This is a genomic window from Fulvivirga ligni, from assembly GCF_021389935.1.
GTDB lineage: Bacteria > Bacteroidota > Bacteroidia > Cytophagales > Cyclobacteriaceae > Fulvivirga > Fulvivirga ligni.
Genome location: NZ_CP089979.1, coordinates 59,764 through 75,220, shown reverse-complemented (window position 1 = coordinate 75,220; position 15,457 = coordinate 59,764). Strand labels below are relative to the sequence as shown.

Sequence of the window (15,457 nt, the reverse complement as noted above, 5' to 3'; positions counted from 1 at the left end):
TTGGAAAGAGTGAAATTGTATGAAGGCAGCAAGTTTAGTAGATATAAAAAAGGAATTGAAGCACATGGACACGCAGCAGATGGCGGAAATGCTGCTGCGCCTGGCTAAGTTTAAAAAGGATAACAAAGAACTGCTCACCTATCTTATTTTCGAAGCTCAGGATGAGGATGAGTATATCTCTTTGATCAAAGAGTTTATAGATGATGAGCTGGAGGAGGTGAACAAGCATTCCTACTATTACACCAAGAAAAATATTCGCAAGGTATTAAGACAACTCAATAAATACATTCGCTATTCAGGTCAGAAAAGGACGGAGCTGGAGCTTCTCATTCATTTGTGTTTGGGCATGAAAGAGCATAGAATCAATATCCATGGTGGCAGCGTGCTCAGAAATATGTACCAATCGCAGGTGAAGAAGATTAAAGCGGCTTATGGTAAGCTTCATTCAGATTTGCAGATAGACTATAAAAGCCAGGTTCAGGAGGTGGAGGCATATTTATAAGGCGGTCTTGATAATTGTTTATTATATTTAACGTGTAAAAAGTACATAGAATATAAACTAAGCTTCATGAAACCTACACTACTACTTCTGGCCATGATTTTGACTGCCTTTACTACTCATGCTCAGCTTTTACAAAACCCCGAGGGCAGAGAGCATCTCAGCCTCAATGGTCGCTGGCATTATATTATAGATCCTTATGAAAATGGATATTACAACTACCGAAGGCAGGCTTTCGATCAGATTGGCAACAAAACCGGCGGCTACTATGACGATCGGGAGCAGACTGATCCCATGGCATTAATAGAATATGATTTTGACCATTCACCCACCCTCGATGTTCCTGGTGACTGGAATTCGCAAGATCCTACGCTGGAATTTTATGAAGGCACGGTGTGGTATCAAAGAGATTTCAATGTAAAGCTGGAGAAGGATAAAAAATACTGGCTTTACTTCGGAGCGGCTAACTATGAGGCACATGTTTATCTGAATGGGAAAAAGCTGGGTATGCACAAAGGCGGCTTCACACCCTTTCAGTTTGACGTTACCGATCTGCTGAAAAACGGAGCGAATTCCGTAGTGCTTAAAGTCGACAACAGCCGCCATCAGGATGAAGTGCCCACCGTGAACACTGACTGGTGGAACTATGGAGGTATCACCAGAGATGTGCTGTTATTGAATACACCAAAAAGCTACATTCAGGATTATAAAATTCAACTGAACAGAGAGAATAATAAAGAAATCAAAGGCTTTGTACAATTGGCCGGTGGTGCTAATAAGGTTACAGTAAGCATCCCTGAATTAAAGGTAAGTCAGTCGTTTTCGGCTGATACTAATGGATTGGTAAACATCTCATTACCAGTGAAAAAGATCAGCTATTGGAGTCCTGAAAATCCTAAATTGTATGATGTAGAGCTCAGTGCTGGAGCAGATAATGTGAAAGATAAAATCGGCTTTAGAACCATTGTTACGTCAGGTCATAACATTCTCTTGAATGGTAAATCGGTATTCTTTCGAGGTATTTCTATGCATGAAGAAAATCCACTGATCCCAGGAAGAATTAGAGGTGAGGGAGATATAAGAATGCTTTTTCAGTGGGCCAAGGAGATGAACTGCAACTTTATTCGCCTGGCGCATTATCCGCATAGCGAAAAGGCGCTCCGTATTGCAGATGAAATGGGGCTGATGATCTGGGGTGAAGTGCCTGTTTACTGGACCATCTCCTGGGAAAATCAGCCTACTTTTGATAATGCTCAGGCGCAGCTCACAGACATGATTGTAAGGGATAAAAACCGTGCGTCAGTAGTGATTTGGTCAGTAGGTAATGAAACTCCAGTTAGTGAGCCCAGACTTAAATTTATGGGAAGCTTGGTGGATAAGGTAAGGTCTTTAGATGATACAAGAATTGTGGCTGCTGCCCTTGAAGTACATCAAAAAGATGGAGTAGTTACTTGTGATGATCCTTTGCAGGAAAAGATTGATCTGGTAAGCTTTAACGAGTATGCAGGCTGGTATTGGGGTAAACCCGAAGATCTGCCAGGGCTGAAGTTTAACTTTTCAACGGATAAGCCGGTGTTTATATCAGAGCTTGGGGCAGGTGCTACACCAGGGTTTCATAGTGAAGACAAGGTAAGGTGGTCAGAAGAGTATCAGGAAGAATTATATGTGAATCAGGTGAAGATGCTTTCGAAAGTGGAGACTTTAAGAGGCATGACGCCTTGGATCCTGGTGGATTTCAAGTCACCACGAAGGCCGCATCCGGTTTATCAGAACTTCTGGAACCGCAAGGGTTTAATCTCCAACACCGGAAAGAAGAAAAAGGCTTTTTATGTACTTCAGGGTTTTTATAATGATAAAGAAGCCGAGTTTAAAAATAATTGACATCAATTGTCCTCAAAAGTAAGTAGCAGCTGTCTATAGTAAAACACAAATCCATTACTATGAAAAAGACATGTTTCTACTTCCTTTTTATTTTCCTTATCATGGCCTGCGAGTCAACTGCTCAGAACAGTCAAATTGTGAAAAAGCTGTATGAGGCCTTTAATAATCATAATATAACTGCCATGGCCGAATGCTATGCAGATTCTGCCTTGATGCTTGATCCGCTAAGAGGCACAGAGCCTGTTTGGATGACCCGTAAAGCTATATTTGATTACTATTCTGAGCTTCACCAGCAATTTCCTGATGTGCAGGATGAAGTGAAAACTTTCATTGTTTCGGGAGATCAGGTGGTAGTAGAATTCGTGGCTTCCGCCAAAGGTGAGGATGGCAACAAATGGTATTTACCTATTTGCACAGTATTTACGCTCAAGAATGGTGAGATTGTGAAAGATGCCAGTTATTATGATCAATGATTAGCGCCAGTGAATGACCCGGTTGTTTTTATACTTCACCTGGTACTCATTTGGGATCTTATCAATGATGGTTTCATATAAAGCCTTGATCAGATGGTCTTTAATGCAGTTTTGATGCACAATCAGGCTCACTTCTCTCACAGGCTCTGGTGCAGCAAATTTCTTCACCATCTCCAGGCTTTCCACATTAGTATAGGCAGCTAATGCGGGCAGCAAAGTAATGCCGTGGTTCATGGAAACCAGATTCTTCAGGGTTTCCAGAGAGCCGCTTTCATAAACAAATTCGTAATCATCAAGCTGAGTAGAGATTTGTTTGCAGAGGTTGAGGGCCTGATTTCTAAAACAATGACCATGATTCAAAAGCCACACCTGGTGCTCTCGCAAATCTTCTTCATTGATCGTCTTATGGTTTGATAGTGCATGGCCTTTGGAGATGTATGCGTAAATAGGTTCCATGAAAATGGGTATCTCCTTGATTTTCTTTTCTTTAAGGGGTGTAACAGCCACGCCCAGGTCAAGCTTATCCTGATGTAATAGTTCTATGATGTCATCAGTTTTTATCTCTTCTATGATCAGCCTGGTTTTAGGATATTTCTCCATGAACTCTGGCAGAAAAAGCGGTACCAGATAAGGAGCCAGAGTAGGTATTATGCCTATTCTATAAGTACCTGTCAAATCATTTTTCTCTGACTTTAGATAATCCATAAAGCCGTTGGCCTCTCTAAGTATATTTTGAGCCTTCTCAATGAGCACCTTCCCAGTTTTGGTGGGTATCACTTCATTCTTAGACCTGTCCAGTAGCAGTACACCCAGTTCCTGCTCCAGCTTGTGTATTTGCATGCTGAGGTTAGGCTGGGTAACATGACATTGTTTAGCTGCTTTAGAGAAGCTTTTGGTCTTATTCAGCGTTACCAGGTATTCCAATTGGGTTAAGGTCATAAGCGGAGTTTATACAGCTATAATAAGAATCAATTTTGATTATAAAAATAAATTCACGAACTTAAATAAGAGGTGCATGGTGGAGAAATCCACTATTTTTTGCTGGATGACAGAAATCGATTGCAGTTAAGATTAAGCACCATTCCTGAGTGAATACCCCATGAATAAAACGCACTACTATGGATAAACTTATCATTCAAAAGCCCTCACTTAAATTTATGGTTGAAATATCTGCTGATGGTAATGAACTGACTTTCAATGTGAACCGATACATAGAGGCTTCACATAAAGAGGAGATGTCTTTCAATGCTCAGCTGGCCAAGTATGACGCCATCAAATACGATGATAAATTTTACAACTGCCATAAGCTGCTGCATAAGTTTATCAATTTCATGCAGAGCGAAATTAAACAGGAGACCGACCGTTCTTCTGTAAAAATCACGCTGCGAAGAAATCGTACTTTTGGTCAAGTTTAGTTTTTCAGGAAGCTACCTGCTGCTTGAGAAGGGTATATTTCTTCAAAGCTTAGTAAGTTATTATTAAAGCTTCTTTTATATACATGCGACCGGTTGAGTTGCTCGGTAGACGTATTGCCTGAGGCCGCTAATAGTTCCATGAAGTCTTTCAACGTCTCATGGTGATAGTTCTTAACTCTTTTCCACTTTTCTGATACTACTAACCCCTTCATAAGGTGAGGTTTGTTAGTAGTTACACCTGTGGGACATTCATTAGTGTCGCACTTTAAAGCCTGAATGCAGCCCAGGGCCAGCATCATGCCTCTTGCTGAGTTACAAATATCAGCACCTATACTAATGGCTTTGTATATATCAAAAGCGGTGAAGATTTTAGTGGCTGTCAATACTTTGATGTCTTTCTTTAAATCAAAGCCATTGAGCGTGTCTACTACAAATACAAGCGCCTCTTCCCATGGCATGCCTACATAGTTAGAGAAGTCAATAGGAGCTGCTCCAGTTCCGCCTTCAGCACCATCAACTGTGATAAAATCTGGTTTTATGCCTGTTTTAAGCATGGCTTCGCAGATCTCTACAAACTCATCTCTATTACCAATGGCTAGTTTAAACCCTACCGGTTTGCCATCAGATAGATCTCTAAGCTGTTTGATGAATGCGCACAGCCCCTCGGCATTATTAAAAGCACTGTGGCCCGGAGGTGATAAAACGGTGGTGTGAGGTTCTACACCTCTGATCTCAGCTATTTCTTTATTGTTTTTGGCGGCAGGAAGTACTCCACCATGACCGGGTTTTGCACCTTGTGAGATCTTAATCTCAATCATCTTCACCTCTTTCTTAGCGGCTTGCGCTTTATATTTTTCAGGTGAAAAATTACCATCATCAGATCGGCAGCCAAAATAGCCAGTTCCTATTTCGTATACCAGATCACCCCCATGCAGATGGTAAGGTGAGATGCTACCCTCGCCAGTATCATGAAAGAAATTGCCTTCGCGAGCGCCAATGTTAAGAGCCATTACAGCATTTTTACTTAGAGCGCCATAGCTCATGGCTGAAATGTTGAATATGCTGGCCGAATAAGGATGTTTGCAGTCTGGTCCGCCCACGGTTATTCTAGGAAGCTCTTCCTGTTTCTTTGCCGGATATATGCTGTGGTGCATATATTCATAGTTGGGCAAGGTTACATCCAGCTCAGTACCAAATGGATGAGTTTCTGTTTGCAGCTTTGCCCTTTGGTATATGTAAGCTCTATGATTTCTGTCTATAGGTTTGCCATCGGTATCACCTTCTACAAAATACTGGTGCAGCTCTGGTGCTATCATCTCAAACAAAAACCTGAAATGACCTAAAACAGGGAAGTTTCGAAGAATCGAGTGTTTCTTTTGGAATATATCATATAGCCCCAGCAGGGTAAACGGAGCCAAAATTGCCAGCGTCCAGATTACAGGAGACCATATAAAGTAGAGGCCAATCACTATGGCCAGAATAATCAGATTTCCAACAACAAACACATTTCTCATCTTACTTCTTTTTTAATGACATCTTCCTTTTTATGCGGCTTACAGGATCTTGTCTGAATACTTTATTCATCATTTTATAAAGCTCCGGATGTTTTCTTTTAAGCAACCTGGGGCGCTGGAAGAAGTATTCACTCAGTACAGGGAAAAATTCCTCTTCACTGGTGCCGCCGTAGGGGTTAATGTCTGATTTATTTTTTCTTATTTTATCAATTTCTCTCTTAATAGCTTCCATCCAGGGCTTGGCGTAGCTGTGCTCCATGAGCAGGGCAGGTAAACCATCGATAGAGCCATCAGAGTCATCTATGAGGTGCACAAATTCATGAATACCAACATTACTTTTGCTTTGTGGGTATTCAAAACCATAGTGAAGGTCTTTTTTCGAAAGGATCATTTTTCCGTTTAATACACCATTGCCTACCATCCCTAATACATTTCTGCCTTCACCCTCAGTTTCAAATTCATGGTTAAATGAGTTCGGGTAGATTAATACTTCTGAAAGATCATCATAATTCCAATTCGGAAAGGCAAATACAGGTATAATGGCACTGCTGGCCACTAACAATCGGTCGGTATCATCAATTTCGGTGCTAATACCGGTTATTTTTTTGCTCGATATAAACAGGTTGGCTTCTTGCTCAAACTGCTCCTTATCATCAGCCGAAAGATTACGGTAAAATTTCACCTTATCTTCAAGTATAGCCTTCCAGGCCTCTGGAAACTCCTCTTTTAATTTCTTGTTTTTAATGGCTACTTCTTTGGTCATGTGCTTGAACACCAAGTATGAAATTAAAGCACAGACTGGCAAAACCATCATGAGCATGGATGGGTCTTCACTATACAGCGGATATGAAAATATGCTGGCGCCTATGAATAAGCTTATGCTAATGAAATAGTCAAAAGTGTCAGGTTTAAATTTTTTCTTCATTGTTTTTTAATCTCCTCTAGGGATACTCTTTCTAGTTTTTCGTCAGTAGTTCTGGATATAATCAAAGGTACTTTCTCTTTTGTTACTAAACTGGTATCCAGTTCGTAAGCTTTATCATCTGTTAATGAAATTCTTTTTATGAAATAATATATGCTCATTACAATCTCCTGAAATACAGGTAATTGATAATCATACGTTGGTATCTTTTCAATAATGACGAACCTAAAGTCGCTCGGGATATCATGCTTTTTCATGCTCTCGTGCTTGCTGGTCAGGTCTATTTCTTCATTTTCCTGCAGGTCCTTGATTACATTTCTTAAGAACATATTTATTCTGGGCTCTACCTGAAAGCCCAGCTTAAAATCTACTTTTATGAGCAGCCCGGGAATCAGCTCATCTACAGAATATTGCCGCGTATGAGGCTCGTCAGTATATTTTACGTGAATGATCCAATAGGTGTCTGCTCGTTTTGGTTGCTTATTAAAGATGCTGTAGAGAATTTTATGCTCCACTACATCCATGGGTTGTGAATCTATGTACACCAGATTAGAGGCGAATTTGGGCACACTTTCATCAGCACTTAGATCCTTAAACATCTCATAATAATCAGCAATGTCCACGTTCTTTTCATACCTGCGGGTGATTTTATGACCTTTGTACCACACCCACATCATTAAAGAAAGCAGTGCACCAATAATGATGGTGACATATCCACCATGCATAAACTTGTTGAGGTTTGCATAAAGGAAAGCAAATTCTACTACGCTAAAGAGAATGCCGCACAGTATGATCCATATCCAGGCGGTTCCTATTTTTCTGAGGTAGAACATAAGCAACACGGTGGTCATGATCATAGTAATGGTGATGGTAAGACCATAGGCCGCTTCCATGTTTTCTGATTCCCTGAAGAAAAATACGATGAATAAACAGCCAGCTAGCAAGCTCCAGTTTACAAAAGGAATATATAATTGCCCTTTTACATCTGTAGGGTAGATTACTTTTAATCGAGGCCAAAATTTTAGTTTCATGGCTTCTTGTACCAGTGTGTAAGACCCACTGATTAACGCCTGACTGGCAATGATGGTGGCTAGCGAAGCCAGGATAATTCCTGGTATAAGAAACCATTCTGGCATGATCTGATAAAAAGGATTCTTGTCTCCCAGTTTATCGCCAGCATCATAAAGCAACCATGCTCCTTGTCCAAAATAGTTAAGCAATAAGGCTGTTTTTACAAAAGCCCAGGTTATTCTAATGTTTTTTACGCCACAATGCCCCAAGTCAGAATACAAGGCTTCTGCTCCGGTAGTACAAAGGAATACAGCGCCCAGTAAAATGAAACCTCCAGGATAGTTCATCAGCAGCTCTATGGCATGCCATGGATTAATGGCTGCCAGTACATCAGCATGTTGTAAAATCTGAAGGGCACCAAGCGTGCCTAAAGTGCCGAACCATAACAGCATGATAGGGCCAAAAGCTTTACCAACAAACTTGGTCCCGAATTGCTGAAAGAAGAACAAAGTGGATATGATGATGACTACAATCGGAATCACAGGGATGTCTTCACGGATCAGTCTTAGTCCCTCTATGGCCGATGTTACGGAAATAGGAGGTGTAATCAGGCCATCAGCCAGCAAAGCCGCTGTTCCTATAATAGCAGGAACCACCAGCCATCTGGCTTTTCGGCGTACAAGAGCATAAAGAGCAGGTATGCCACCTTCGCCATCGTTATCTGCTCTGAGCGTGATGATGACGTATTTAACAGTAGTTTGTATAGTGAGCGTCCAAAAGATACAGGAAAGACCACCTAAAACAAGGCTCTTTTCGATGGCTTGATCGCCAACGATAGCCTTCATTACATACAAAGGCGAAGTACCGATATCTCCATACACGATCCCTAGCGTGATGAGGAGGCCGGCCATTGAAAATTTCTGAGCTACATCTTGTGATTTACCCACCTTGGTTCTCTTTATTAAAAATCATAAGAGAAACATGGGGCGCAAACGGATGTTTTGCCTAATCAGCTATTTATTCTGAATCTTCGGTGTTTTTAACATCTTTTAAGATGTCAGTGATAAGAGCATTCAAATGATTTAGCGCATCCTGATCTTGAATGATATAATCCCTAAGGCCATTTTCTACAAAGGCATGGGAAATATCAAAGGAAAGATCATTGAGCACAATCACTTTTTGGTGCGGGCGCTTTTCCTGTATCTGCTCCAAAGTGTCTCTGCCACTAAGTGCATTCGGTAAGCCATGATTGATGTAATAATTAAGCAAAATGATATCCGGTTCCAACTCCAGGTTTTGAATGGCGCTCATGCCGGTGGCAAAATTTCTGATTTTAAACTCCAGTAAAGGCGCTTCACCAGATGTTTTTAATTTCAGTTTGCTAAAGTGGGTGTTGAGAATTTGAAGGAAATGAGGGTCATCTTCAATGATGAAGACAAGCAGTGGTTTACTAGGAGTTTCTTCGGTGGAGTCATCAATTTCAGAAGGGAATTTCAGATCGATAATATCTTCTGTAGATTTCCTGTTGATTCTGTAATGATCCACTTTACTAAAGGTGAAGCCAGACATTTGCTATAGTAGGTTTAAGTTATGATAATGGGCAGGTTGTTAATTAATCTTAGGTTAACACAAAAATAATAGAATTCATTAATTATCTATAAGATTTTATTTGAATGGTGAAGTAATGTAACCTAGTGGAATAAAAAAGGGGCTGCATTAAAAGTGGTTTAAAAGCTCACTTTCAATACAGCCCCTAACATGGGAATATTCTGTACTCAGTACTAGTTATCTTCTGCTAAAAAAGGATAGCGATAATCTACTGGTGGTACAAATGTTTCTTTGATAGTTCTGGCAGAAACCCATCTCAATAGGTTCATAGCAGATCCTGCTTTATCGTTAGTTCCAGAACCCCTGGCTCCACCGAACGGTTGCTGTCCTACTACGGCGCCTGTTGGCTTATCGTTGATGTAGAAGTTACCAGCGGCATGTACTAATTTCTTGGCTGCCAGGTCTATAGCATATCTGTCAGTAGAGAAAATAGATCCAGTAAGCGCGTATGGTGAAGTGCTGTTTACTAATTCTAAAGTATCTTCGAAGTTTTCTTCATGATACACATAGATAGTCACTACTGGTCCGAAGATCTCTTCGCACATAGTTAATGACTGTGGATCTTTAGTTTCGATCACTGTAGGCTCTATGAAGTATCCTTTAGACTTATCATATCCACCACCAGTTACGATTTCATTCATATCGTTGGCTTTAGCCTTATCAATGAATCCTGCAATCTTATCGAAAGCACGCTCGTCAATAACTGCGTTTACGAAGTTAGTAAAGTCTTCAGTGCCACCCATTTTCAAGGTCTTCACATCTTCTTGAATGTATCCTTTCACCTCTTCCCAAAGGTTAGAAGGCACATATACTCTAGATGCTGCAGAACACTTCTGTCCTTGATATTCGAAAGACCCTCTTACAATGGCGGTAGCCAGTTGCTTGGCATTAGCTGATTTATGCGCCATGATAAAGTCTTTACCTCCGGTTTCACCCACTATTCTAGGGTAAGTTTTATACTTATCGATATTCTGACCGATAGTTTTCCAAAGTTGCTTGAACACGCCTGTGCTACCAGTAAAGTGAAGGCCAGCAAAATCAGGGTGGTTAAAGATCACGTCTCCGGCTACAGGACCATCAACATAAATAAGGTTAATTACACCGTCAGGAAGACCGGCTTCTTTGAACACCTTCATGATTACGTTAGCCGCATAAATTTGAGTGTATGCAGGCTTCCAAACCACGGTGTTGCCCATTAAGGCAGCACATGCAGGTAAATTACCAGCAATAGCAGTGAAGTTAAATGGAGTAATAGCGAATATGAATCCTTCTAATGGTCTGTATTCTGTTCTATTCCAGATACCTGGTGAAGATTGTGGTTGCTCAGCATAGATCTGAGACATAAAGTAAGCATTAAATCTAAGGAAATCGATAAACTCACAAGCGGCATCAATTTCAGCCTGGAAAGCATTTTTAGATTGTCCTAGCATAGTAGCCGCGTTGATCTTCGCTCTGTAAGGGCCGGCAATCAGATCAGCAGCTTTTAAGAAAATACTGGCTCTGTGCTCCCAGCTTAGGCTAGCCCAAGCTTCTTTTGCTCCTAAAGCGGCATTTACTGCCTGCTCTACGTGCGTAGTATCTCCCTCGTGGAAATAACCAAGAACATGCTGGTGATCATGTGGAGGGTTTAAAGATATTTTGTTTCCTGTAGTCACCTCTTCACTACCAATGTACATAGGTACATCTATTTCCTCGGCTCTGGCCTCTTTAAGCGCTTGTTGTACAGCTGCTCTTTCGGCAGATCCCGGAGCATAAGATAATACCGGCTCATTAACAGGAGTAGGTATATTGTATATTCCTTTAGGCATGCTTATTAATATTTTTAGTATTACAATTCGTTTGAGGCTGCAAATTTAGGTAATACTGAGCTAATAAGCCGGCTGTTACAGAATATTCATGAGCTCACTAAGGCAATTGATCTCTGCGCTGGGTTTTTCCTTATGCTTTACCCTGGCGGGGTTGAAAAAGATGCCGTCTATCTCAGCATTTTGGGCACCTACGATGTCAGCATTAAGACTGTCGCCAATCATAACACCTTCGCTACATTTTATTCCAGCTACCTGCAGAGCGTGGTCAAAAATTTCTCGGTTTGGCTTTTTATGGCCAGTGGTGTCTGAGGTAATCATACCCTGAAAGTAGTTGCCAATGTTGCTGCTGCTAACCTTTATTTGCTGCACCTCATTAAAGCCGTTAGTCAGGATGTAGAGCTTGTATTTACCTTGAAGGTAAGTAAGCACATCATGAGCGTGGGGAAACAAATTGGTTTTGGTAGGACAAAGCTTTAGGTACTCATCAGATATTTCTAATGACAAGCTCGGCTCTGTTACCTTAAAATGCTTAAAGATATTAGTAAACCTATTTCTTCTGATCTCTTCTTTGCCGATAATGCCATGGTTAAACTGATCCCACAAACCATAGTTGATGATGGAGAATCGTTTGATAAAGGCAGTGCATGAAAAGCCTCCTAATTTATAGAGGTTATATTTATCATAAAGCTCAGTAAGAGCTTCAGAAGAATTTTTCTCATAGTCCCACAGCGTGTGGTCCAGATCAAAGAAAATGGTGTTGTACTTCATGTTTAGCGCTGCCAGTTTCTGGTTTCTAACTTGTTAAGAGCAAGCTCACGGTTAGAATACATGGTTTTGTAGGTCTGTAAGTCACCGCGGAGCACCTGATCTTTTTGTAAAAACTGAAATATCTGATTAATGATATCATATACTTCATCCTTTAGATAATAAAAAACCCACTGATCATGTTTTCGGGTACTGAGAATTCCTGAGTTTTTCAAATAAATAAGGTGCCGCGACGTTTTGGTTTGAGTGAAATCCAGAATCTGCTCCAGGTCTGAGATGCACATTTCCTTGTTTTGAAATATGAGGTGAAGAATTCTTACTCTTGACTCATCTGAGCAGGCTTTGAAGATTTGTGAGCCGAAAGACAAACTAAAATTTTTTAACCTCATAATATCAGAATAATGGAAAAGTATAAAACCAAATTTAAAAATAATTAGTGAACATTATAAGGAAATTTGCCGTTCAATTGATAACTTCGGAATTTCGACAATGTGTGTTTAGATGACAAAAGAGAAAGCCTTCTATAAACGATTATCACCTTTTATCCTATGTGTTTTGCTAAGTGTAGTGGCCATCATGGTTTCCAGCCAGGCTCAGGCTCAGGGTAAAAAGAAGGTTATTCAGCTTTCAGGTATCGTATTAGGAGAAGACAGTGTAGCAGGAGTGCCAGGGGTAAACGTATATGTGCCTAAGGCCGGAAGAGGGACATCCACTAATCGTTTAGGCTATTTTTCTATGCCCACGCTGGTAGGAGATGAGATAGTAATCAGTGCGGTAGGTTATAGAAAGCAGTACTACACCATACCAGATACAGAGACAGATAACCTCACTATTTTGGTTGAGCTGGTATCTGACACCACCTTCCTGGAGACAGTGGAGATTATGCCGTTTCCCACAGAAGAGATATTTAAAGAAGCTGTGCTGGCGTTGAACTTGCCGGTAGATGAAGATGTAAATTCACAAAATCTGAATGACGAGCTACTGGCTCTGATGGTGCAAACCACCCCGATGGACGGCTATGCTAACTACAGGTTTTACATGGATAACTGGGCTACCTATCAAAACGATCGCTTTGGCCCAAGACCCAATCCGTTGCTGAATCCATTTAACTGGGCTCGTTTCTTTAAAAGCTTGAAAAGTAAGAAAAAGTAAGCACAAGGAATACCGTTCTTTTGTGTTAGAAAATAAAAATTTTATTATAATTGCAACCCAAATTTAGGGCTCGGGATGTGGCGCAGCCCGGTTAGCGCACCACTTTAGGGTAGTGGGGGCCGCTGGTTCGAATCCAGTCATCCCGACGATTAGATAACCATCTAAGTACAAAACCCTCCAAATTTCACGATTTGGAGGGTTTTTTAATTTTATCTCTCCAATGTAATACGTTTATTATCAATGAAAATGAGACCTATACGGTGACCTTTTTTATTTTTTATATTTAGGTCACCAGAAAGGCGTTAACTATCTGATATTCAGATAATAGTGATCATTTTATTTAAAGGCATTTGACTCGATTTTTTAGTGAATTCACCACTTTCTGGTGAACTATTTATCAAATACAACTAAAAGAAGTCATTATGAGAAGTTCAAAAACATTCGGAGTACAATTTATTATCAGAAGGAATAAGCTTAAAAATGGTCTGGTGCCTATTTATGCCCGTATTACTGTAGATTCTGAAAGAGTAGAGATCTCCATGAAAAAAAGAATTAAAGTCACCAATTGGAATGAATTAGGTGGTCGGGCGAAAGGTAATGCTATGGAAGTAAAGAAACTAAATCATTATCTGGAACAATTTAGATCTGGCATTACTAATAGCTATCAGCAAATGCAGATTGAGAAAAAATTGATTACGGCAGAAGCTCTCAAGAACATGGCTCTTGGTCTGGATGAAGATGGACATACTATTACTCGGTTAGTTGATTATCATAATACCAATTTCAAAAATGTTTTGTCTGATGGCACCTTAAAGAATTATTTTACTACCAAGAAATATATTCTACGCTACCTCAAGAAGCGTTACAGAAAATCAGATATGTATTTGTCTGAGCTTACTTACAAGTTTATTACAGAGTTTGAGCTTTATTTGAGGGCATATCAGCCAACAGATCATCAGAAACCCTTATCAAATAATGGTGTGATGAAGCACCTTGAAAGATTAAGGAAGTTGATACGGTTGGCAGTACGGTTAGAGTGGATGGCAAAAGACCCGTTCGAAAGATATCAGCTGAAGTTTAATAAAGTTGAGAGAGGTTTTCTCGATCAGGATGAGTTGATAAGGTTGCAGGATAAGAAGTTCGAGATAGCCAGGTTAGATTGGGTTAGGGATTTATTCGTTTTTAGCTGTTATACCGGCTTAGCTTATATTGATGTAATGAAGTTAGCACCAGAAAATCTAGGTAAGGGGGTAGATGGTAAATTATGGATAATGACCACTAGGCAAAAGACGCAGCAGAAAGTAAGTATTCCGATTTTACCCAAGGCGATGGATATTATAAGTAAATACAAAGAACATCCCAGAGCTGAAATTAATGGAACCCTATTTCCTGTCATATCAAACCAGAAGCTTAACTCATATTTAAAGGAAATAGCTGATTTGTGTAGAATACGGAAAAACCTCACCTTTCACCTAGCCAGACATACCTTTGCTACTACAGTCACTTTAAGTAATGGGGTACCAATAGAATCAGTTAGTAAAATGTTAGGTCATACTAAAATTACTACAACCCAGATTTATGCTAAAGTGGTAGAACATAAGGTGAGTGAAGATATGGGGATGCTTCGCGAGAAGTTGTTCCAAGCATAATGAATTAGGCGTACTTTGAAATTATCACCTTATTAGAAATAGGATAATATAAAAATTAATTAATTTAATTTTTATATTATCCGCCATACAAGTTACTTAGAGCATCTTCCGTCCAATCTACATAAGATTCAATTTGAGCAGCAATTCCATCGAGGACAAAACATACTCTTACGAATGTTTCTCTTAAATTTTTAAGATTGATATTCCGCAACTTTTGAGTCCTTATTCCTTTTTTATCCATAGGGTATCTAAAAATCATTGAATTTGGATCATTTGAATTAACTTCTTTTAATAACCCTTCGATCACTAAGAAACGAGAATCATCTATATTCTCGCCAATAGACTCATACTTAATTTTAAAGTCCTTCCAAAGCTCAAGTATGTTATGATGTAATGGAAAAACATTGGTTTGATCACGGCAATAGTTTATACCTATAATTAATTCTTTTAATCTTAACTCAATATAATGCCTCATAAGAAAGATTATTGGATAAACATTGTAATCTCTTAAGCTTTTATTTAATGATAGAGTAGAATCCAATAAGCATAAAGCACCAGATTGGTAACTGTCAGCATATCCACCAAATTCTTGAAAAGCTTTATGCAATAGAGCAATTTCATCGTTATCGCCATTTTCGATAAAAAAACTATCATCATTTGTCGGAAACCGTTGAGTTTCATCCTTATTTATTAAATAATACACTGGTTGGTAATTTTTTATAATTATTAATCTTGGTAATTTCCCTCATAGCACTTTAGG

Annotated in this window: 15 protein-coding genes and 1 tRNA gene; 7 read left to right on the top strand and 9 right to left on the bottom strand. The window is 39.7% G+C overall.

Going from position 1 to position 15,457, the window contains the following annotated elements; translation table 11 throughout:
- Positions 1-19: 19 nt before the first annotated feature.
- From LVD16_RS00325 to LVD16_RS00315, 3 genes are all read left to right on the top strand, one after another.
- On the top strand, positions 20-502 hold the full coding sequence (locus LVD16_RS00325; RefSeq protein ID WP_233771595.1) for a hypothetical protein: 483 nt from the start codon (positions 20-22) through the stop codon (positions 500-502).
- 66 nt (positions 503-568) lie between these two features.
- Positions 569-2,380, top strand: coding sequence for a glycoside hydrolase family 2 protein (locus LVD16_RS00320; RefSeq protein WP_233771594.1), 1,812 nt, complete (start codon positions 569-571; stop codon positions 2,378-2,380).
- 59 nt (positions 2,381-2,439) lie between these two features.
- A complete protein-coding gene (locus LVD16_RS00315; protein WP_233771593.1) occupies positions 2,440-2,853 on the top strand; it encodes a nuclear transport factor 2 family protein in 414 nt (137 codons plus the stop codon).
- Here the strand turns inward: LVD16_RS00315 and LVD16_RS00310 are convergent, their stop codons facing one another.
- Positions 2,854-3,792: a hydrogen peroxide-inducible genes activator gene (locus LVD16_RS00310; RefSeq protein ID WP_233771592.1), complete on the bottom strand. Its 939-nt coding sequence runs from the start codon at positions 3,790-3,792 to the stop codon at positions 2,854-2,856.
- Between the two features lie 179 nt (positions 3,793-3,971).
- Here LVD16_RS00310 and LVD16_RS00305 point away from each other — a divergent pair, with 179 nt between their 5' ends.
- The gene (locus tag LVD16_RS00305) at positions 3,972-4,268 is read left to right on the top strand and encodes a hypothetical protein (RefSeq protein ID WP_233771591.1); all 297 of its coding nucleotides are present in this window, start codon (positions 3,972-3,974) and stop codon (positions 4,266-4,268) included.
- On the opposite strand, the gene LVD16_RS00300 is transcribed toward LVD16_RS00305, so the two are convergent.
- From LVD16_RS00300 to LVD16_RS00270, 7 genes are all read right to left on the bottom strand, one after another.
- Positions 4,265-5,782, bottom strand: a complete 1,518-nt coding sequence (locus LVD16_RS00300) for an FMN-binding glutamate synthase family protein (RefSeq protein ID WP_233771590.1) — start codon at positions 5,780-5,782, stop codon at positions 4,265-4,267. The genes LVD16_RS00305 and LVD16_RS00300 overlap by 4 nt on opposite strands.
- Position 5,783: 1 nt before the next feature.
- Positions 5,784-6,707: a M90 family metallopeptidase gene (locus LVD16_RS00295; RefSeq protein WP_233771589.1), complete on the bottom strand. Its 924-nt coding sequence runs from the start codon at positions 6,705-6,707 to the stop codon at positions 5,784-5,786.
- The gene (locus LVD16_RS00290; protein ID WP_306309378.1) at positions 6,704-8,662 is read right to left on the bottom strand and encodes a KUP/HAK/KT family potassium transporter; all 1,959 of its coding nucleotides are present in this window, start codon (positions 8,660-8,662) and stop codon (positions 6,704-6,706) included. The genes LVD16_RS00295 and LVD16_RS00290 overlap by 4 nt, the downstream gene beginning before the upstream one ends.
- A 70-nt stretch (positions 8,663-8,732) precedes the next feature.
- Entirely contained in the window at positions 8,733-9,284 is a 552-nt protein-coding gene (locus LVD16_RS00285; RefSeq protein WP_233771588.1) for a response regulator, read from the bottom strand.
- 212 nt (positions 9,285-9,496) lie between these two features.
- Entirely contained in the window at positions 9,497-11,131 is a 1,635-nt protein-coding gene (gene pruA, locus LVD16_RS00280) for an L-glutamate gamma-semialdehyde dehydrogenase (RefSeq protein WP_233771587.1), read from the bottom strand.
- A gap of 75 nt (positions 11,132-11,206) precedes the next feature.
- On the bottom strand, positions 11,207-11,899 hold the full coding sequence (locus LVD16_RS00275) for a YjjG family noncanonical pyrimidine nucleotidase (RefSeq protein ID WP_233771586.1): 693 nt from the start codon (positions 11,897-11,899) through the stop codon (positions 11,207-11,209).
- A gap of 2 nt (positions 11,900-11,901) precedes the next feature.
- Positions 11,902-12,285 (bottom strand): ArsR/SmtB family transcription factor, encoded by a 384-nt coding sequence (locus LVD16_RS00270; protein ID WP_233771585.1) that lies wholly within the window; start codon positions 12,283-12,285, stop codon positions 11,902-11,904.
- Between the two features lie 112 nt (positions 12,286-12,397).
- On the opposite strand from LVD16_RS00270, the gene LVD16_RS00265 reads away from it, so the two are divergent.
- From LVD16_RS00265 to LVD16_RS00255, 3 genes are all read left to right on the top strand, one after another.
- Positions 12,398-13,048, top strand: a complete 651-nt coding sequence (locus LVD16_RS00265; RefSeq protein WP_233771584.1) for a carboxypeptidase-like regulatory domain-containing protein — start codon at positions 12,398-12,400, stop codon at positions 13,046-13,048.
- A 71-nt stretch (positions 13,049-13,119) separates the two neighbouring features.
- Positions 13,120-13,194 (top strand) — tRNA-Pro (locus LVD16_RS00260).
- Positions 13,195-13,470: 276 nt separating this feature from the next.
- Entirely contained in the window at positions 13,471-14,697 is a 1,227-nt protein-coding gene (locus LVD16_RS00255) for a site-specific integrase (protein WP_233771583.1), read from the top strand.
- A 76-nt stretch (positions 14,698-14,773) separates the two neighbouring features.
- On the opposite strand, the gene LVD16_RS00250 is transcribed toward LVD16_RS00255, so the two are convergent.
- Positions 14,774-15,400, bottom strand: a complete 627-nt coding sequence (locus LVD16_RS00250) for a hypothetical protein (RefSeq protein WP_233771582.1) — start codon at positions 15,398-15,400, stop codon at positions 14,774-14,776.
- Positions 15,401-15,457: the final 57 nt, after the last annotated feature.